This window comes from Rhizobium sp. B230/85, from assembly GCF_019355735.1.
In the GTDB taxonomy this organism is placed as follows: domain Bacteria; phylum Pseudomonadota; class Alphaproteobacteria; order Rhizobiales; family Rhizobiaceae; genus Rhizobium; species Rhizobium rhododendri.
Map to the genome: position 1 here is coordinate 206,171 of NZ_CP072158.1, position 19,427 is coordinate 225,597.

Here is a 19,427-nt window from a genome sequence, read left to right on the forward strand (position 1 = left end):
CCTCAGTTTGGGCAGCCCGGGCGGCGGTCCGATTGGTTGGCGGGGCATGGCTTGCCCGACTGGTTGGTATCCTGGGGAAATCCTGCAGCGCCTGCGGTATCGCCAACGGATCCCAGCGTGTTGCCGACCGATCGGCCGAGGCGCTGAACCTGCTCACCATAGTTGCGCCGCGTGCGCGGATCGAACACGGCAATCGGCGCGCTGACGGCGACGCTTGCCGCATTGCCAACGGTGTTGGAAACACCGAGCGCCACGGCGCCGACGGCCTCGCCGAGACCGACATCGGAATCGGTGATGGTCTGCCCGGATATCAGCCGTTGGCCGATCAACTTGACCACGTCGGCGCTCTCGGCAAATTTGCCGTGGTTCAGGCTGTCGCCGGATTTTAGCTTGGTTAGGTCGATAACGCTGATACCGGCTTTTTCGAACTGGGTGCGGTAAGGCTCGGCATTGGCATCCACCTGGCCGAGACGATCGACATTGCCTGAAATGCGTCTGGACACGCTGAGTGCCCGGTCATCCTGGGATACGAACAGCGTGAAATGTGGCGGGTTCTTTCCCAGTGCGAGAAACTGCCGGCTGAAAACATCGACGTCGAGATCGGGAGAGGCAAGAATGACGTTCTTGATCTTCGGCAGTGTCCTGCCATCGCGGATCGCCATTTGACGAAGCGCTTCCACCGCCAGCCAGGTCCCCATCGAATGGGCCATCACGGTGACTTCGCTGATCGACGGATCGGCGCTGATCCGCCGCAGCAGATCCTCCAGCGCGTCGCGAGAATAGTTGGTGCTTTTCTTGTCGTAGTTATAATCGAAAATGCTGGCGCGTGATGGCCATGTGAAGACAACAGGAACGACATCTGCGCCGGAATCGTGGACGATCTGTGCGAAGCGATAGACGGCATCCTCGTAGCGATTGTTGAATCCATGCACGAAGACAAGCGCGCGATGGCTTTTCGTAAGATTCTGCTTCAACCAGCGTTCGTCTTCCGCCTTCGAGACGAGGGGCACGACATTGACGGTCGAGAAATCCTTGAGCGGATTGGCAGGCAGGCGCGCCGGCCATTGTACCTGGCCAACCGTGCGGTTGGCTTCGGGCGGAATGGAGACGGTGATCGCATCGATCTTCAGGTCGCTGCCGCGCTCGCCGCTTAACAGGATGGCCTTGTCGTCAGACGGCGCTCTCGTGGTTGCTGCCAGCAGGCGGACCTGCGAGGTGCCCCTGACGACTGTGCCGCTCGGCGTCATGACTCCGATCAGGCGCCCACCGCAGCCGGAAAGCAGCAACAGGGTCGCCACGATTGCCAAAGGACGCATAATAGCCACGCATGCGCAGGCTGCTTTACGACCTGGCTGTCCCACACTTGCCACCAATGATATGTCCCGCCGCTCTAATTTAGCCCCTCATACATTTCCGGCCATCCGGGTTCCAGACTTTTCCGTAAAAGAAAGCAAATGAGACTGAGCAGCCGTGTGGAACCGACGCCGCTTTGTGGATATCCAGAAGCGAAGCGTCGGGCATACGAAGCCGCAGCAAACGGCTTCTCCGGCCTCTAGATGCCGATGAAAGGCTGGATGAAACGCAGGATGCGACTGGTAAACCGCAGGGGGGCTTCCGTGATGGCAAGGCAGATGCAGTCTTCCCCCGGCGTTGCCGCCGGCTGATGCGTCAGTTCGTCGTCGGCGAGCTCCACGTCGCCGCGGTTGAAGACGGAAACCGAATCACCAAAGCTGCCGGCCAGCACCAGCGTCAGTTCCCGGCCGCGATGTCCATGTTCGGGAACGGGCTTGCCGGCCGGTATCTTCAGGAGCCTGACGATGGTGCTCGGGTCGGATGTCGGTATCTTCATCTGCGATGCGCCGCTGCCGAGCGAGCGCCACTTCAGTCCGCCAGCGGCATCCACGTAGGAGAGCAGCGGCTGCGGAAGCAGCGGATCCGAGCGTCTCGGCGCGGGCACCGACGGTTGCTCGGGAATTTCCATGCGCTTCTTCATGTCTTCCCAGGCGACCGGTTCGGCGGGCGTGACTTCCTCGCACTCGAGAAAATATCCGCCTATCGTCTCGAACTCGGCCAGGCGCTCGCGACAGCCGGGGCAGAACGACAGATGCGTCGCGACCCCGATGTTCCATCCCTCCGACAGCGTTCCCGCAGCATGGGACATCAGCAGTTCGTCACCGAGGTGATGCACGACGATCAATCGTCCTTGAGTATGTTGCGCAGCTTCAGACATGCATTCCTTATCCTTGATTTAACAGTCCCGATGGGGATGCCCAGCGAAGCGGCAATTGCCGGATGCGCCATGTCCTCGAAGAAAGACATCTTCAGCGCCTTGATTTCGTCCGGCTTCAGCGAGGCCATCGCCCGCCTGAGCCTGTCGGCATCCTGCTCCTTGTCGAACGCGACATCGGCGGCAGGCGTATCGTCGGGAACGAAGGCCGGGTCGTTCGGGTCGAAATCCGGTCGGGGCCCACGACGCAACGCATCGATGCGAACGTTTCGGGCGATCGTGTAAATCCAGGTCGAGGCAGCGCCCCTTTCCGGATCGAACTGGTTGGCTTTTCGCCACACGGACAACATGGCTTCCTGCGCCATTTCTTCAGCCATGATGCGATCGCCGCCGATCTTGAACATATAGGAGCGGACCTTCGGTACGAAATACTTGTACAGCATCTCGTACGAATCCACGTCCCGATGCTCGGCGACCGCTGCCATCAGTTCGTTGATGCGCTTGCGGTCGAGTGCGGCTTGTGTTTCTGCCAAAGGCAGGACCTTCCTAAACGGCGGTGCCGTCCGCCCCATCCCCATACTGGCGGCCGACACGGGAAGCGAGACAGATTGGGCGGGCTCCGATATTGTCATAGCCGATATACGCCATTTATCAAAAGACGGATCATAGGCGTCGTTGTGCCGACCGACGGCCATGATTACCAGCAGGGACCGAGAACGTAGTGCAGCAGCATGATGTCGTAGGCGAACGACACGACCAGCGTCACCCAGAGGCGCAGCTTCCAGTACCATCGCTGCTCCGGGTTGCCGGCATAGACGCGGTAATCGGCAAAAAGCAGCAGTCCAAAGACAGCAAGCTGGGTCACCAGCGCGACAGGCGATAGCGAAAAGACGGCGGTCGCGAAGGAGGCGAGCGCCAGCACGTTGCTGGAGAGAAGCAGGGCGATGTCCGCCTTGCCATTCTGGGCACGTCCCCAGAGGGCTCCCGCCATGAACGAACTGATGATGGCGCCGTAGGTGACGAAGACGGAGGCGGAGTTCAATCCGGCGATGGTCTCCGGGGCGAGCGCGAAGAACCAGAACGGCAAGGCGCCCGCAAAGGCAAGCGCTGTCGATACCTTGCGTAAAACGCCGTTCACTCCGCCGCTCCCATGACTGCGCCCAAGGCATCGCCGAGGCCGGCTGCGCTCAGAAATGCGGCTTCCACCCTCCCCGCGATGCACCAGTCGCCGCAAGCGGCAAGCTGCGAATCCTTGTCGAGCAGATAAGGCTCGCCAGCCGGACGTTCGACATTTGCATATCGCCAGCGATGAACGATGGCGGTATCGGCCTCTCCTGCATCGATCTGCACGTAGTGCCGTATCGCCTCGATCAACGCCTGCCTGACCTTTTCGAGGGGCATATCCATGTTGAGGTCAGCCCAGACCGCGTTGGAATTGACCACCAGGCAGGGCGAAGCCGGGCGGCCCGGCTTGCTGTTGTTGAGCGAGATCCAGTTGATGACGGGATCGTCGACATGGGCTGCGGCGAAAGGGATCCGTGCTCTCTGCTTCATATCGATATTGACCATCAGCGTGAAACATCCGTTCATCCGGACATGGCCGAGCTTGTCGTGATGAGCGAACCTCGCCGGAAGCATGAGGGCGGACTGCGGGGCCGGTGCTGTGGCAATCACCCAGTCGAAGGGGCCTTCCGTCCGGTCGCGGATGTTGACGAACCATCGGCCGGGTTCGCCGGTGATCGCGCCGACAGTGCTCTCCGGCTGGATATCGAGGCCGACGGACATCGATTTCGGCAACGCGTTCATCGAAGGGGTGCCGACATATCTGACGGTGTCCGACTTCGGTCTTTCCAGCAGGCCGTCCTCTGTCAGAGAAACCACATGGCCGTTCCAGGGTTCGACCACGCCGTTCGCGCGCGCTGTTTCCAGTGCATCGTGGAAACGGTCATTCCTGATCGTGAAGTACTGTGCGCCGTGGTCGTAGGAGACGGCATCGATCCATCTGGTTGCCATCCGGCCGCCGACGCCGTGGCTCTTCTCGAACACACGCACGGATGCGACCTCGGAAATGGCTTTGGCCAACGTCAGTCCCGCCATTCCCGCGCCGATGATGCCAACTCGTGGTCGTATTGCCATATGGTTTCCGGTTTGCTGGACCTGCAGTCTTGCTTGGTGGCTCTGTCAGGTCGGATGGGCAGGTCGGTCTCGGTCTGTCAGGCGTCGCATTCCGCGTATCGGAAATCGTTTGCCGCAAGCCGCCTGATACGGCCCTCCGCGATGAAGCGTTCGACCAGGATGCGCTCCGCATCGAAAGGATGTCCGTTCCATCCCTTGTGGTCAAAACCTGCCAGGATGACCCTATCGTCCGGGCCTGCGGCTTCTTCCATCACATAGGCGAGTGCCATCAGTCCGGAACTCGGCACGATGTAGCTGCCCGACATGATGCGCTGTAACTCGACGTCGATCCGGTCGTGGTGATGGCGCGGTATGATCTCGAAGCTCTTCCCGGTCATGGCCGCGAACCGTGCGAATTCCGCCGTGTAGTCGTCGCAGAAGTCTTCCAGACCGGGATCCAGCTTCGGTTTCAGCTCCGCGAATTTGTGATAGTCGCGCACGCACCAGATGGCGGAGGCTGAGGCGACCGCCGGGAGCTCGCGCCACGAGGCGCTGCGGATCATGCCCAGCGCGGGCCGCCCGGTGTTGCAGACTGCAACCACGTCTGTGCGCATACCGCCCTCGCCGACCGAACGGCAGTCGTTGAAGCGTATTACCAGGTCGCACGAGTCGATCACGCCAGCATGGGCGCTGGCGAACGAGCCGTTTCCAACAATTGCGATCCTGCGTGACACAAATCCACCCGTCGAATTTTCAGCCAATACGGTGCCATTGCCCGACCGGATCAAAGCACAGCTTTGAACGGTTCGAAATCTGTCGATTGATCTGAAGCCTGGAAGTTCCCGTACGCAACGTCGTTTATGAATTTGGAGAATAGCAATGGATGCCATGCTCGCCAATGCCGACCTCGCCGCCTTCGAGCGCCCCTCGCAACAGGAGGCAGAGGCCGCAGTCAGGACGCTGATCCGCTGGGCTGGCGAAGACCCGACGCGCGAAGGCCTGCTGGACACCCCGAAGCGCGTCGCCAAGGCCTATCGCGAACTGTTCGCCGGGTATGACATGGAACCGGAAGACGTCCTGTCACGGACATTCTCCGAAGTGGCCGGCTACAACGACATGGTAATCGTCAAGGACATCACGTTCCACTCCCACTGCGAACACCACATGGTACCTTTCCATGGCGTGGCCCACATCGCCTATGTGCCCGACAAGGGCGTGCTCGGCCTTTCCAAGATGGCGCGTCTCGTCGATGTCTATGCCCGACGCCTACAGACACAGGAAACCATGACGGCCCAGATCGCCACGGCGCTGGACGAAAGCCTGCGGCCGAAGGGCGTGGCTGTCATGATCGAGGCGGAACATATGTGCATGGCCATGCGCGGCGTTGCAAAACAGGGTGCGAAGACTTTGACGACGCGCTTTACGGGAACGTTTGAAATGTCGGCGGCGGACCAGGCGCGCTTCATCACGCTCGCAAGAGGATAAGCGCTGGAGGGATGAGATGGAGGGGTATATGTCGGACGCATTGATGACATCGCTCGATGTCGGCTACAGAGCCCTGGTGATCGGCGCCAGCGGCGGCATTGGTGGAGCCCTTGCTGGACAGCTGGCCGATGACGGAAATTGCGAAAAGCTGGTGCTGCTGTCACGCCGGACCGACGGGTTCGACATCACGGACGAGGCCTCTGTCAAGCGCGCCGCCGAAGCGCTTGCACCCCAGGCGTTCGATATCATCCTGTGTGCGACCGGGGCTTTGACCATCGACGGTGCGGGTCCGGAAAAATCGATCCGGCATATCTCGCAGGATGCGATGATGGCGCAGTTTGCCGTCAATGCCGCAGGTCCGGCGATCGTCCTCAAGCATTTCGTGCCGCTCCTTGCCAAGCGAAAGAGGGTCATCATGGCGTTCCTGTCGGCGAGGGTGGGCTCGATCGGCGACAACGGTCTTGGCGGGTGGATCTCCTATCGCTCGGCAAAGGCTGCCCTCAACCAGATCGTTCACACCGCCGCCATCGAGGTGGCGCGCAGCTCTCCTTTGGCGACCGTCGTCACCATCCATCCCGGCACCGTCATGACCGGCCTGTCCGATCCCTTTTCGTCCGGTCATCCCCGCACCGAACCGGACGACGCCGCACACCAGATCCTGCGAACGCTGGATGGCCTTCAGCCACACGACACCGGCAAATTCTTTGCCTACGACGGTACGACCATTCCGTGGTGAAGCCCGCCGCTTTAGCCCGCCGGCCATGATCTGAAAGCCGAACCGGCCGTATACCATGCATGATCAAGATTTTTTACGATGGCGCGTGCGGCATGTGCTCGCGGGAAATCAACCACTACCGCAAGGTTGCTCCCGCTGGCGTTTTCGACTGGGTAGACGTCATGAAGGACGGAACTGCTCTGGAAAACGAGAATGTGTCGCTCGCCGATGCGCTGATGGAGCTGCACGGCAAGGACGACAATGGCCGCATGCATGTCGGCGTCGATGCCTTCCTGCTGATCTGGCGGCACATACCGCGGTGGCGGACCGCTGCGAAGATTGCAAGCTTCCCGCCCATCAATGCGGCCTTGAGGGCGATATATCCGATCTTTGCAAAATGGCGGTTTGCGAGGCTCGCCCATTGCCAGGTCGCAGCGAAATCCTGAGGGCAGACGTCGATTTCCGTCGGCCCTTCTGAATGCGTGACGTGATCATCCGGCAGGCATCTCCTGCCCAATGCCCATTCCTGTGGGGGAGAATGCGATGAGTTATCTAGCTGCAAATTTCGAAGGCGTGTCGGGCGATAGTGACGCCGCGCCCCTCTCCCTCCTCATCGTCGATGACGACAGCGTTTTCGGCCACAGGCTCGGAAAAGCATTCTCGGATCGGGGCTTCGACGTGGAAGTGTGCGAGACCGTAGACCATGCATTGGGCCTCGTGGGTAAAAGACATCTCGACATCGTCATCACAGATCTCAGGATCGGTGAAAAAAGCGGTCTTACTGTGATCGAAGCGGTGAACACGCTGTCGAAGAACACCAAGACGCTGGTTTTGACAGGCTACGGAAATATCCATTCCGCAGTGGTAGCCGTGAAGCTCGGGGCGACCGAATATCTCAGCAAGCCTGCGGATGCCGACGAGATCCTCGAGGTGCTGGGCTTTGTCGACAAGTCGGCAAGCGAGCCGAATACGGCGCTGAAGCCACCGGATCTCGTTCGCTGGGAACACATCGTCAGCATTTTCGAGGCGACCGGCGGGAACATGTCGGAGTCAGCAAGGTTGCTCAACATGCATCGCCGCACACTGCAGCGAATGCTGGCGCGTGGCGGACCCGGTCCCACGGACTGAAGTCCATCTCGCCCACAATACGTCAGTAAGTTTCGCTTGCTGCCTGCATCGTGCAGACAGATCACACGAGGAAGACAAGATATGGCCAATATCAAGCTTTGGGGCTTCGACGGCTCCACCTACGTTCGCACCGTAAAGATGCTTCTCGCGGAAAAGGGCGTCACCGATTTCGAGCAGATCCCGCTCAACGTCCTGAAGGGAGAGCCAAAGTCGCCGGAGCATCTGAAGCGCCACCCGTTCGGCAAGGTTCCCGTGCTCGAGCATGACGGCATTACGATCCTGGAGACTGCGGCGATCACGCGCTATCTCGATGACGTCCTGCCGGGCAAATCGCTTGTTCCGGCGAACGCCAAGGATCGCGCCCGCATGGACATGGCCGTCGGCATCATCGATTCCTACGGCTACGGAGCGCTTCTCGGTGGCATCGCGGCCTACCACCTGTTTCCGGATTTCGTCGGCGGCAAGAATGAAGACAGCCGCAAAGAGGGAATCGCGAATGGCCGCAAGGTGCTCGAATTCATCATGACGACACGAGCCGGCGACACGTTCATCGCGGGCAACGAGCTCAGCCTCGCAGACCTGTACCTAGCGCCGATAGCCTTCTACATCTCCCTGACCCCCGACAAGAGCGTCCTTTTCGACGTTCCGGGCTTCAGCGACTGGTGGACGGCTATCCAGGCCCTGCCGAGCTACAAGGCCACCCAGCCCAATCTTGGCTGATATCTTCGCTGTTAGATCGACGTCTCCCCTACGCCCGGTAAACGGCGGCGGGGAGGCGCAGAATGGCCCGTAGGCCGGTCGGCGATGCCGGCTCCAGCACCAGCGATCCGCCATAGAGCCCGGCCATTTCAGTCACAATGGTCAGCCCGAAGCCGTCTCCCGGAACGCGCTCGTCCTCCCGGACACCGGGCAACAACACTGCCTTTATGCGCTCCTGCGGGATACCGGGTCCGTCATCCTCGAAGGTGATACGAACAAAGGCGCCGTCTCTGACGGCAACAGCGGTAACGCGCGACGATGCCCATTTGAAGGCGTTGTCCATCAGGTTTCCCAGCATTTCCTCGACATCGCTTTCCTCGCAGGCGACAGCTAGCCCGTTCGTCACGTCCGCCTTGAACGCGATGCCGCGTTCGGCGTGGATCAGGCTGATGGCGCCGTGGATGTCGGCTAGGGACTTTGCAACCTCTGTTCGCGCTACCGTCCCAGATGACGCCATGACCCGCCTGGCGGAGCTCAGGTGATGCTTGATGCGGTTATCGATGCGCAAGGCGAGGTCTCGGAGTGCACCGTCAGGATCATTGCGACCGTCGAGCGCCAGCAAAAGGCTTGCGACCGGTGTCTTGAGGCCATGCGCGAGGTTTGCAAACTGGATACGGGTGGCCGCCAGCCTTTCGGCGTTCGCTTGGATCAGCGCATTGGTTTTCGAGGCGAGCGGGGCCAGTTCGACGGTGGCCTCGTCCTGGAGTCGCGACTGTTCCCCGCGGTTGATGGCGTCGATGCCGGCTGCCATGGACTTCAGCGGGCGCAGGCCAAAGCGGATCTGCCAGAGCGTGCCGGCCAGCAGCACCACGCCCAAAAGCAGCATGCAGGGCACGAGCCAAAACAGCGCGCGCACGGCGGGATCGACCAACGCACCCTCTGGCGCTGTCACGGTGATCAGCACCATCTCGCCGTCGATATCGCGCGAGCTCTGGCGAAGATAGAGTTTGCGGCCGTTTTGCCTGCCTTCCCCGGGTGTCGGCATGGCCGTCAGCATGTGGAGAAAGTCCTGGCGCGGGGGCGGCGCATCGATCGTGCCATCCAGAAGCGAATGCGATGCAAGGCGTTGGCCAGTGCCCTCCACCTGCCAGTACCAGCCGGAACCCGGGCGATCGAATGGCGGCGCATCGAGGATGGTCGACAACTCAAGCCGTCCGTCCGGCCCGTGTGTCACTGCGGAGGCGAGCGCGCCGATCTGTGTGTCGAGGCGTTGATCGATCTGCTCGCGGATGACGGCATTCAGTGCCAGCCACAGGATTGCGGACGCGACCACAAGCGCCAGCGTCACGAAGATACCCGAAAATATCAGCAGTCTGCCGGCTATCGATTTCGGTCGCGCGGGGAAAAATAGCTTCATGGCATCGCCGCGGCGGTCAGCATGTAGCCCCGCCCACGCACCGTCTCAATGAGGTCTGGCCCGAGCTTCTTGCGCAGCCTGCCGATGATGACCTCGATGGAGTTCGAATCCACTTCGGCATCCCCGTCATAGACCCGTTCGTTCAGTTCCTGCCGGTCGACGACTGTCTCCTTGCGCAGCATCAGGCAGGACAGTACCCGCCATTCCAGCGCCGTGAGCTTCAGAGGCAGGCCATCCAGCTCGAACGTGCCAAGTTGGGCATCGAAGACGAGGCCGCCACAGCTGACGCGCGACGCGGCGTGACCGGTGGCGCGCCGCACAAGGGCGCGAAGCCTGAGCACGAGTTCCTCGATCTTGAAGGGCTTGCCTAGGAAATCGTCGGCTCCCGCCTTGAAGCTCGAAACCTTGTCCGGCCATCCGTCACGAGCGGTAAGCACGAGCACGGGAAGATTGCGTTCGCTCTCCCGCCAACCCTTGAGGACGGTCACGCCATCGATCTTCGGCAGCCCGAGGTCGAGGACTGCGGCGTCGAACATCTCGGTCAGGCCGGCATGCAAGGCATCTTCACCGTTGCGGGCAATATCCACCACGAAATTTTCCGACCTGAGTGCCGCAGCGATGCGGCCGCTGAGGTCGTCGTCGTCTTCAACGAGCAGTACGCGCATGAGGTGACTTTCGGCTGCAAAATGATCGCCCAGTCCTAGCGAAATTGCCTGAACTGAATCTGAACCGCGAGGTTCAGCCGTGTGATGGCACATAGGGCCTAGATTGCGGTTGTCACTTACAAAGGAGCACCAAGATGACGATTGATCACGACAGCAGCGAGCGTCCCGGCAAGGGCGGCGCCCACGTTCCTCCGCACGAGCGCCGCCGCCACTGGATCGTCTTCCCGGCGATCGCGATTGCGCTTGCAGTCGGTGCTGCAGGCGGTGCTGGCGCGATGCGGATGGTTCGTCCGACGGCGGAAATGGCGCCGATGACGCCGATTTCCATCGCGACGATGCCGGCTTCCAGCCTGGTCACCATCAAGGGCACCGTTACCGAGATCTACGGCAACAAGTTCATCCTGCAGGATACCAGCGGCAAGGCCCTGGTCGAGACCGGACCGGCCGGCGACGGCGGCGATCTCGTCAAGCAGAATGAAGCGGTCACAGTTCAGGGCCGCTTCGACCAGGGCTTCGTTCGCGCGAGCTTCCTGGTCGACAAGGACGGGAAGACTGAAGCGCTGCGCGCGCCCGGTCCTCCACCGCACGGGCCATTCGGCGATCTGATCCACAGACCGGGTCCATGATCACTCCAGCAATCCCGATTGACCCATCCTCAACCTCACAGAAAGTCGATACGATGAGAAAATATGTTCTGTCTGCAATCGCGTTCGCTGCCCTGGCAGGAACCGCCTTCGCCCAGCAGCCACCGGCCCCGCCTCCGCCCGGCGGCCCCGCGCCTGTGGTCGATCCCGGCGCACCGCCCCCGCCGCCGCCTGCGCCTCCAATGCGCGGTGGTCCCGGTGGCCCTGGTGGCCCTGATGGCGGCCCGGATCGCATGGGTCCTCCTCCCGGCGGACCGGATGGCGACATGGGACCTCGCGGCCATCGCCCACCCCCGCCACCACCGCCGTCCAAGGCTGCGCACTTCCATATCGACCACGGTGATACCCGGATCGACGTAAAATGCGCCGATGACGAACCGATGAAGGTTTGCTCGGACACGCTGATGCAGCTGATGGATCGCCTCAACGGTCCTGCCGCCCAGCCAGTCCGCCCTCCGGTCCAGTAAGCCAGCCGTAAATGCAGCCGCGCGCAGAAATGTGCGCGGCTGTCGTAGTGGAGAGCCTCGACCATGCACTGATCTGTGCAATTTGCCGCATTGAGCTCGCCAGCGTAATGACGTACCACCGTTACGGTCGATGTGGTGGGCGATATGAGGACGGTTTCTTCCGACATAAGGCAATGGACGGTGCGCCTGCTGTGCGCGCTGGCCGTCGTGTTTGTCGGCTTCGGTGCGCAGCCGGCCATTTCAAGCCCCGATCAACTGACCCCGGCAGAACTCGCCCAGTATCGCCTGCCCGATGGCACCTTGCCGATCTTCTGCATCACCTATCGCGACGCAGATGGAAAGGCGCATGGCGAAGTCCATATTCCCGGATGCTACCTTTGCCAGACCGCTCCGGCCGCACTTCTGCCGGCAGCACCCGTTTTCGACTACGGCCACCTCCCCTTCGTCTTCGCCCGCCTGGCGGCGCCTCTCTCGGTCGCCTTTCACCGCCGGCTCTATCCTCCGAACAGCGGCCCCCGCGCCCCACCACTTCTGTCGATCGTTGCCTGAGCCTGCGTTGCGGCCTGAGCTGTGACGCGTTCTGTCAACGGCGGCCGTATGATCGTGGGCGGAGAGCCCGCAAGGCTGCGGGAGAATGCCATTTGCAGGTTGCCTGTCGCGTATCGGACTGCTCGTTCCGGACGCCGCAGCGGGTCTGCACAAGGCGATGACCTCAACGGTCATTTCCTCCCCCGCACGAGATCATCTGCGTCGTCGCGATCCCCAGGGGGAATTCCATGTCTGCTTTTGCAGCGGCCGACCCGTCGGCTCCGTCTACTACCCATGTTTCGCTCTACCGGGCCATCTGGCGCTGGCATTTTTTCGCCGGCCTGCTGGTCATCCCGTTCATGCTCAATCTGGCGATCACCGGATCGCTCTACCTTTTCAAGGATGAGATCGCCGATACGTTCTACGCGCATCGCCATATCGTCAACGATTTAGGGCCGATGCAGTCGCCGCAGCAGATCGTCGATGTCGCGGTGGGGAGCATTCCGGGCGCCAAAGTGACCAACTACCGGGAGGCTGCATCTGCGACCCGCTCGGCCGAGGTCACCGTGGCAAAGGACGGCGTGTCCACCATCGTCTACGTCAATCCGCACAATGGCGCTGTCCTTGGCAAGGTCGATTCCAAGGAGGAGTTCGGTTGGGTCGTCAAGCGGATCCACAGTCTCGAATATTTCGGCGAATGGACAAACCGGATCATCGAGATCGTCGCCGGTTTCGCGCTGGTGCTGGTCGTCACCGGCATTTACCTCTGGTGGCCGCGACAACAGACGGGCGGCGTCCTGACAGTCCGTGGGAAACCGTCACGGCGGGTTTTTTGGCGCGACCTTCATGCTGTCACCGGGGCCATCGCCGGCATCGTCATTTTCTTCCTCGCCTTCAGCGGGCTGCCCTGGTCCGGCTACTGGGGCGCCAATGTCAACGCCTGGCTGACCGCCCATGACCTCGGCGCGCCGGCAGCGCTCTGGGACAACGTTCCGGTCTCGACCAAGGTGACGCAGGACGTCGTCGCGCGGGCCGGATGGGTCGTTGAAAACGCACCTGTGCCGCTCTCCGACATCGCCGCAGCCCAGGCTGTGAAACCCATCGGCCTCGACAGGGCTGTGGAGATCATACACGGGCTGGGGATGGTTCGGGGTGCCGACCTCGCCATTCCTTCGACCGACACCGGCGTCTATACGGCAAGCCACTATTTCGGCGATCTCGGCAAGGAACGCACAGTCCACATCGACCAGTATTCGGGAAAGCCGCTCGTCGATCTTTCCTACGACCAGTACCCGGCGCTGGGCCGCGCGATCGAGTGGGGCATCAACCTCCACCAGGGCCAGCAATGGGGATTGTTCAACCAGCTCGTGATGCTGGCGACCTGCATTGCGATCGTGCTTTCCTGCGTCACCGGCGTCGCAATGTGGTGGAAGCGGCGACCGGCAGGGCGTCTCGGCGTGCCACCGATGCCACAAGACAAATCCGTCTATCTCGGCCTCTGGCTGATCGCCATCGTCTTCGGCGTCCTCTTTCCCCTGACCGGCCTTGCCATCGTTGCCATGGTTGTTATCGACCAGGTCGTCATCCGCTTCATTCCCGCCATAAGCCGGGTCTTCCAGTCGGGAGTTTCGTCATGAGCAGAATAATCGCAGCCGCTCTCTTCGCCTTGGCGGCGATGTTTTCGACGCCGGGCTTTGCGGCCGATACGATCAGGATCGACAACGCCCAAGCACGCGCCATGCTGCCGGGCGCAAAGGTCGGAGGCGGCTATCTCGCGATCACCAATACCGGCCCGCAAAACGACACCCTGGTTTCGGTGACCTCCCCCCGTGCCAGCAGCGTCCAGCTGCACCAGATGAGTATCGACAATGGGATCATGATCATGCGCGAGCTGCGCGATGGCATCGAGATCCCGGCCGGGAAGACCATCCTGTTCAAGCCGGGCGCCTACCACCTGATGTTCATGGATGTCCGTGAACCCTTCAAACGCGGCGAAACAATCACCGCGACGTTGACTTTCGCCAAGGCGGGCGCCGTCGAGGTCGCCTTTGACGTCGGCAGTGCGGGCGGTGACATGAGCGCCCCGGCTGCTGGTGCCGAACAGGCCGGGGACGATCACACCATGCCTGGCATGGAGGTGGGAAAGACGGATATGGGCGGAATGGATATGCCGGGCATGTCGATGGATCCGAAGCAGGAGATCCGGCAGACGATGCGCAAGCAGTTCGAGACGCCAGAGAAGCCGCTGACGACGGACCTCATCATTGTCCGGAACGACTGGGCCATTGCCGCCTGGCAGCAGGATGGACGTGGCGGTAGGGTGTTGCTGAGGAAAGGTCCACATGGGTTCGAAGCGCTGCTCTGCAGCGGCGACAGTCTCAAGGACCCGGCAGTGCTCGAAACTCTCGGCGTCGATGTGGCTGATGCGAGGGCGCTAACCAACGAGTTGGCGACGGCCGAGCGCTCGCTCGATCCAGCAACGGTTGCGCTGTTTGCGAGCTTCGCCGGAACAGTGATGCTGGATAAGGCTGCCGGTGGGCATGCCGATCACGCGGGGCATTCAAAATGAGGCCCCGCACCCTTTTGCTGAGCGCGTCGATAGCCGCAGGCATGTTCGTATCCTGCCTCGTTGGCTCGCTGGTCTGGCTTTACGCGTCCGAACCACGCAGTGGGCCCTTCGACGCGTCGTTTTCGTTGAGCGACGATCGCGGGCGTCCAGTCGACAAGAGCGTTTTCCATGGCCGCCCGGCCCTTGTCTATTTCGGATATACCAATTGCCCCGAGGTGTGCCCGACGATGCTCCTCGAGGTTACGGACTGGCTCCAGACGTTCGGTCCCGAGGGCAAGGATCTCGCGGCCTACTTCTTCTCTGTCGATCCCGAGCGCGACACGCCAGCCATCATGCACGATTATGTCTCCGCTTTCGGCGATCGTATCGTCGGTGTGACTGGCAGGCCTGAGGAAATGCGCAAGGTCATGGACGGGTGGATGATCCGCGCTGAAAAAGTGCCGAGCGAGGATGGCAACTACCATATGAGCCATACCATCACTCTGCTGATGATTGGCGCCGATGGACGGCTGAAGGGCTTGATCCCCTATGGAACGGATCGGGAGGCGGCGATTTCCAAGATAAGGGCCGTGCTCCTGAAGAAAGGGCTCGGGTCCGCATGACCTCTTCAGGGGGAAATTCAGGTCTCGGTGGATCTTCCGCCGAGACCGTGAATTTCGCCTGCTACAGCCTCGAAGACCGGCTTGGAAAACAGGTATCCCTGCATCAGCTCAACCCCCAGATCCTCCAGCACCGTCTGTTCGGCACGGGTTTCGATACCTTCGCAGAGGGGAGTTATGCCCATATCCTTCAGCATCGCAACGGTGTGGCGAACGATAGTCTGCTTGGCTTTATGGCTGTCGATATTCCGAACCAGTTCCATGTCCAGCTTGACGATATCGGGCTGGAATTTCGATAGTAGGCCCAGGCCGGCGTGACCTGCGCCGAAATCGTCGACCGCCGTCTTGAAGCCGATTTCACGGTAGGTTTCGAGGATGCCGAGAATGTGCTTGGTGTCGAGTTCCTCGACTTCGGTGAACTCGAAAATGATGTGGTCTGCCGGGAACCCGGTTTTCAAAGCAGTTGCCAAGGTGAGCCGAATGCAGGCGCGTGGCTCGTAGACGGCGTTCGGCATGAAGTTGATGGACAGACGCGGCCGGTTCTGTTGCGGGAACACTTTCGCTGCCAGTTCGATAGCCTTCACCCTGCACTGCTGGTCGAACGCATAGCGGGTTTCGGCGTCCACCGAGGAAAGGACAGTGGCTGCTCCCTCGCCGTTGACGCCGCGCACCAATGCTTCGTGGGCGTAGACGGTTCCATCTGTAATATTGACTATCGGCTGCAATGCCATCGAGAAATCAAAGGGAAACTTCTGGCCGTCGTTGCAGCCCTGGCATCGCGTGGTCATCACTGGTTCCTCCGGTCGGCTCTAAACGTCTATTCCAGAAATAAGTTCGGTCACTGGAAATTCAAAGCGTACGCCGGATTTGCTACAGCCAGTCTCGCCTGATCAGGTCGTCGTTGATGTAGAATTGCTGAAACGTCCACCCTGCTGTTGCGAGTTCTCGTTCTCTCCACCGGCGCTAGCGCCGTTCGACACTGCGGCCCAGGATCTTTCTACGGCCGCTATCAGTGCCTCGGCATGATAGGGCTTGCCGACAACAACGGCACCGATTTCGCTCTTCACGCTTGAGGGATCGCCCGTTGCAAAGACGATCGCCGCCGACGGTCGCACGGAACGCGCGCGCTTCGCCAAGTCGGCGCCTGACGCCCCTGGCAGGTTGACGTCGGTAACCAGCACGTCGAAGGGGACTGTCTCCAGGGCAGCCATGGCCTCCTCGGCGCTGCCTGCCTCGACAACGATGCAGCCGGCGTTCTTCAACGCTTCGCCGGTGCTGACACGGATCAGGTTGTCATCTTCCACCAGAAGAACCGTCAGCCGCGTCGTGATCGATGCGCTCGATGCCGGCGCTTCCAGAGACGGGTTCGAGGCGGGTCCGCTTTCCGCGGGCTTCAATCTCTGGCTTCGGTTGGCGAGTACGTGGCGGAACTTGCGGGCCATTGCCTCGCGTGTGTAGGGCTTGGAAAGCAGCTCGATTCCGGCGTCGAGCTTTCCGCCATGGACGATCGAGTTTTCGGTATAGCCGGACGTGAACAGGATGGCGATATCAGGCAGGCGTTCCCGAGCCTTGCGGGCAAGTTCAGGACTTTTCAGGGTGCCGGGCATGACGACGTCTGTGAACAGGATGTCGATCGGTATGCCACTCTCGATCACGCTCAGGGCGCTTGCCGCATCGATCGCTTTCAGCACGCGATAGCCAAGGTCGGTGAGCAGGTTGACGACGGTGTCGCGCACGGCATCGTCATCCTCGACAACCAGCACCGTCTCCGTGCCACCGGTGATCGGACCGGTATCGACGGCGACTTCCATATCTTCGGACTGCATCGCGCGTGGCAGGTAGAGCTTGATCGTCGTGCCCTCGCCGACCTCGGAGTATATCTTGACGTGGCCGCCCGACTGCTTGACGAAACCGTAGACCATCGACAGGCCCAGACCCGAACCCTTGCCTTCTGCCTTGGTGGAGAAGAACGGCTCGAACACCTTGTCGATGATATCTGGCGACATTCCGGTACCCGTGTCGCTGACCGCAAGCATGACATACTGGCCGGGCGTGACTTCGTCGTGCTCCAGCGCATAGCTGTCGTCGAGATGGGCGTTGGCGAGCTCGATTGTCAGCTTGCCGCGACCTGCCATCGCATCGCGGGCGTTGATGGCGAGATTGAGAAGCGCATTTTCGACCTGCGCGGGATCGATGAAGGTGTTCCAGAGCCCACCGGTCACGACGGTCTCCACCTCGATTGCCTCGCCGATAGCCCTTCGCAGCATGTCGTCCATGCCGCGCACGAAGCGGCTGATATTGACGACCTTCGGCTCGAGCGCCTGCCGGCGTCCGAAGGCCAGAAGCTGGCTCGCAAGCTTCGAGCCGCGGGATACGCCCGCCATGGCGTTGGCCACTCGGGTTTCGGCCCTCGGGTTGCCGGCGATATCCCTTGCAAGCAGCTGAAGGTTACCGGAGACGACCTGCAGCAGGTTGTTGAAATCGTGGGCCACGCCGCCGGTCAGCTTGCCGACGGTCTCCATCTTTTGCGCCTGGGCGAGCTTCGCCTCGGCGGCGCGTCGTTCGCCGATCTCGGCAACGACCCGCGCTTCCAGATTCTCGTTGACCTGTCGCAGCTGCTCCTCGGCGCGTTCGCGATGGCGGACCTGCCGCGACAGCACCTCGGCCTGTTCGCGAAGCGCTGCTTCGGCCGCTCGCTGATGGGTGATATCGGTGTGGACGCCGACCCATTCGACGATGTCGCCGGATGCGTCGAGGATCGGCAGGCCACGGATGGCAAACTGACGCCAGGAACCGTCGTGGCGGCGCACCCGGTGCTCGTGAATGAACATGCTCTTGGTCGCCACGGCCTCTTTCCAGGCTTCTACGGTCGCAGCCGCGTCGTCGGGATGGACGGCATTCGACCAGCCGTAGCCCTGATATTCTTCCGCGGTCTGGCCGGTCAGCTTGGACCAGCCATGCTGCTCCCCGATCATCCGGCCATCGGCGCTGTTGGTCCAAAGCACGCCGTGCACAGCGTCCATCGCGTAGCGGAAGCGCTTGTTGCTGACAGCGAGATCGGTTTCACGCTGCGCGCGTTCCTCGACGTCGATGCCAAGAATGTGGACCCCGAGGACGGCGCCATCTGCTCCGAAATGTGGGACATAGCGGATCTCGATGCGGCGCAGGGCGCCACCGTTATAGGCAAGTTGCGCTTCGGACGCGAAAGTCTCGCCGGCGAGGCCACGAACGATTGATTGGCGGCGATCTGCATAGGCCTTTTCGCCGATGACATCGCTTACATGCCGGCCGACCATGCTTTGGGGATCGACCCCGAACCAATCGCGGTAGGTGCCGTTGGCAAATCGATAGATATGATCCTGATCGACGTAGGAAATCAGCATGGGCACGGCGTCGGTGACGCTGCGCAGCTCGGCTTCCCTCTCCGCCAGTCGCGTTTCGGCCAGGAGCCGCGCGCTGTTGTCGACGATGGTGCACATGACCCCGCCCACATGGCCGTCCGCGTCATACACAGGTGTGTAGAAGAGATCGAGAAACATGGTCTGCGGGCCGTCAGGCCGATTGAACACGATAGGCTGATCGCGATGCGTCACGATTTCGCCGCGCAGACCCGCTTCGAGAATGGAACGGTTCCAATCCCATACTTCGGGAAATGCCACGGCAACGGGTGTTCCTAAGGCTGAAGGGTGGCGCTCGCCGGCAATCTCCCGGTAGGCGTCGTTATAGAGCATGACGTGGTGGCGGCCCCACATGAGGACTTTTGCCACGGGCGAATTGACGATGTTGGCAACGGTCGTCCGCATCTCCGTGCTCCATCCTTCGATGGGGCCGAGAAGGCTCTTGTTCCAGTCCATGCTCCGGATCAGCGCGCCGCATTCGCCGCCGCCCTTGGGCCAATCCCTGACAGATGAAGTCGCAGGCACTGCTGCACCGTCGCGCAGCCTGCACAAGGCGGCGCGAACCACTTCACTGGCGTTGGCATAGTCACCCGTAGCCAGGCTTTCATGAATGAAAGCTTCCAGCTCGGGGGTCAGCGAGACGTTACGAGATTGACGTGGGGCCATGACTCCTCCTGACAGGTCATTTCTTCCGTGTCAACAAATGTCAGGATCGGCGGATTCACTTTGCATGAAAAGATCCGCCGGTCGTCATATTGGCCCGCTCTGCCA

General features: G+C 61.3%; 21 protein-coding genes. 11 read left to right on the forward strand and 10 right to left on the reverse strand.

Annotated elements, in window-relative coordinates; all coding sequences use genetic code 11:
* Positions 1 to 2 precede the first annotated feature (2 nt).
* From J5289_RS26060 to J5289_RS26085, 6 genes are all read right to left on the reverse strand, one after another.
* The gene (locus J5289_RS26060; RefSeq protein ID WP_209207546.1) at positions 3 to 1,316 is read right to left on the reverse strand and encodes an alpha/beta hydrolase; all 1,314 of its coding nucleotides are present in this window, start codon (positions 1,314 to 1,316) and stop codon (positions 3 to 5) included.
* A 236-nt stretch (positions 1,317 to 1,552) separates the two neighbouring features.
* Positions 1,553 to 2,230 carry a ChrR family anti-sigma-E factor gene (locus J5289_RS26065; RefSeq protein ID WP_247749364.1) on the reverse strand — a complete coding sequence of 226 codons (678 nt, stop codon included), beginning with the start codon at positions 2,228 to 2,230 and terminating at the stop codon, positions 1,553 to 1,555.
* Positions 2,194 to 2,760: a sigma-70 family RNA polymerase sigma factor gene (locus J5289_RS26070; RefSeq protein ID WP_224128004.1), complete on the reverse strand. Its 567-nt coding sequence runs from the start codon at positions 2,758 to 2,760 to the stop codon at positions 2,194 to 2,196. Before J5289_RS26070 ends, J5289_RS26065 begins: the two co-directional genes overlap by 37 nt.
* Positions 2,761 to 2,924: 164 nt before the next feature.
* Positions 2,925 to 3,365, reverse strand: a complete 441-nt coding sequence (locus J5289_RS26075) for a DUF3429 domain-containing protein (protein WP_161990949.1) — start codon at positions 3,363 to 3,365, stop codon at positions 2,925 to 2,927.
* Positions 3,362 to 4,363, reverse strand: coding sequence for an NAD(P)/FAD-dependent oxidoreductase (locus tag J5289_RS26080; protein WP_142829376.1), 1,002 nt, complete (start codon positions 4,361 to 4,363; stop codon positions 3,362 to 3,364). Before J5289_RS26080 ends, J5289_RS26075 begins: the two co-directional genes overlap by 4 nt.
* A gap of 77 nt (positions 4,364 to 4,440) precedes the next feature.
* Complete coding sequence (locus J5289_RS26085; protein ID WP_209185517.1) at positions 4,441 to 5,076, reverse strand: Urease operon accessory protein; 636 nt, start codon at positions 5,074 to 5,076, stop codon at positions 4,441 to 4,443.
* A gap of 145 nt (positions 5,077 to 5,221) precedes the next feature.
* Between J5289_RS26085 and folE the strand changes: the two genes are divergently transcribed.
* The 5 genes from folE (at position 5,222) to J5289_RS26110 (ending at position 8,390) form a co-directional block, all read left to right on the forward strand.
* The gene (folE, locus tag J5289_RS26090; protein WP_142829374.1) at positions 5,222 to 5,827 is read left to right on the forward strand and encodes a GTP cyclohydrolase I FolE; all 606 of its coding nucleotides are present in this window, start codon (positions 5,222 to 5,224) and stop codon (positions 5,825 to 5,827) included.
* A 28-nt stretch (positions 5,828 to 5,855) separates the two neighbouring features.
* Positions 5,856 to 6,563: an SDR family NAD(P)-dependent oxidoreductase gene (locus J5289_RS26095; protein WP_247749365.1), complete on the forward strand. Its 708-nt coding sequence runs from the start codon at positions 5,856 to 5,858 to the stop codon at positions 6,561 to 6,563.
* Positions 6,564 to 6,622: 59 nt separating this feature from the next.
* Complete coding sequence (locus J5289_RS26100) at positions 6,623 to 6,988, forward strand: thiol-disulfide oxidoreductase DCC family protein (protein WP_209185516.1); 366 nt, start codon at positions 6,623 to 6,625, stop codon at positions 6,986 to 6,988.
* Positions 6,989 to 7,085: 97 nt separating this feature from the next.
* Positions 7,086 to 7,670 carry a response regulator gene (locus J5289_RS26105; RefSeq protein WP_209185515.1) on the forward strand — a complete coding sequence of 195 codons (585 nt, stop codon included), beginning with the start codon at positions 7,086 to 7,088 and terminating at the stop codon, positions 7,668 to 7,670.
* An 81-nt stretch (positions 7,671 to 7,751) separates the two neighbouring features.
* Positions 7,752 to 8,390, forward strand: coding sequence for a glutathione S-transferase family protein (locus J5289_RS26110; RefSeq protein ID WP_209188076.1), 639 nt, complete (start codon positions 7,752 to 7,754; stop codon positions 8,388 to 8,390).
* A 28-nt stretch (positions 8,391 to 8,418) separates the two neighbouring features.
* Here J5289_RS26110 and J5289_RS26115 read toward each other — a convergent pair whose 3' ends face one another.
* The gene (locus J5289_RS26115) at positions 8,419 to 9,786 is read right to left on the reverse strand and encodes a HAMP domain-containing sensor histidine kinase (RefSeq protein WP_209207547.1); all 1,368 of its coding nucleotides are present in this window, start codon (positions 9,784 to 9,786) and stop codon (positions 8,419 to 8,421) included.
* A complete protein-coding gene (locus J5289_RS26120) occupies positions 9,783 to 10,451 on the reverse strand; it encodes a response regulator transcription factor (protein WP_209207548.1) in 669 nt (222 codons plus the stop codon). The genes J5289_RS26115 and J5289_RS26120 overlap by 4 nt, the downstream gene beginning before the upstream one ends.
* 134 nt (positions 10,452 to 10,585) lie before the next feature.
* Between J5289_RS26120 and J5289_RS26125 the strand changes: the two genes are divergently transcribed.
* The 6 genes from J5289_RS26125 (at position 10,586) to J5289_RS26150 (ending at position 15,261) form a co-directional block, all read left to right on the forward strand.
* The gene (locus J5289_RS26125; RefSeq protein ID WP_209185511.1) at positions 10,586 to 11,077 is read left to right on the forward strand and encodes a hypothetical protein; all 492 of its coding nucleotides are present in this window, start codon (positions 10,586 to 10,588) and stop codon (positions 11,075 to 11,077) included.
* Positions 11,078 to 11,130: 53 nt separating this feature from the next.
* Positions 11,131 to 11,562 (forward strand): hypothetical protein, encoded by a 432-nt coding sequence (locus J5289_RS26130; RefSeq protein ID WP_209185510.1) that lies wholly within the window; start codon positions 11,131 to 11,133, stop codon positions 11,560 to 11,562.
* 144 nt (positions 11,563 to 11,706) lie between these two features.
* The gene (locus J5289_RS26135; protein ID WP_142829358.1) at positions 11,707 to 12,111 is read left to right on the forward strand and encodes a hypothetical protein; all 405 of its coding nucleotides are present in this window, start codon (positions 11,707 to 11,709) and stop codon (positions 12,109 to 12,111) included.
* Between the two features lie 227 nt (positions 12,112 to 12,338).
* Positions 12,339 to 13,727 (forward strand): PepSY domain-containing protein, encoded by a 1,389-nt coding sequence (locus J5289_RS26140; RefSeq protein ID WP_209185509.1) that lies wholly within the window; start codon positions 12,339 to 12,341, stop codon positions 13,725 to 13,727.
* Entirely contained in the window at positions 13,724 to 14,659 is a 936-nt protein-coding gene (locus tag J5289_RS26145) for a copper uptake system-associated protein (RefSeq protein ID WP_209185508.1), read from the forward strand. Before J5289_RS26140 ends, J5289_RS26145 begins: the two co-directional genes overlap by 4 nt.
* Positions 14,656 to 15,261, forward strand: coding sequence for an SCO family protein (locus tag J5289_RS26150; protein ID WP_209185507.1), 606 nt, complete (start codon positions 14,656 to 14,658; stop codon positions 15,259 to 15,261). Before J5289_RS26145 ends, J5289_RS26150 begins: the two co-directional genes overlap by 4 nt.
* Positions 15,262 to 15,278: 17 nt before the next feature.
* Here the strand turns inward: J5289_RS26150 and J5289_RS26155 are convergent, their stop codons facing one another.
* Both J5289_RS26155 and J5289_RS26160 read right to left on the reverse strand, forming a co-directional pair.
* Positions 15,279 to 16,046 carry an EAL domain-containing protein gene (locus J5289_RS26155; RefSeq protein ID WP_209185506.1) on the reverse strand — a complete coding sequence of 256 codons (768 nt, stop codon included), beginning with the start codon at positions 16,044 to 16,046 and terminating at the stop codon, positions 15,279 to 15,281.
* Between the two features lie 102 nt (positions 16,047 to 16,148).
* Positions 16,149 to 19,322: a PAS domain-containing protein gene (locus J5289_RS26160; protein ID WP_209185505.1), complete on the reverse strand. Its 3,174-nt coding sequence runs from the start codon at positions 19,320 to 19,322 to the stop codon at positions 16,149 to 16,151.
* Between the last annotated feature and the right edge of the window lie 105 nt (positions 19,323 to 19,427).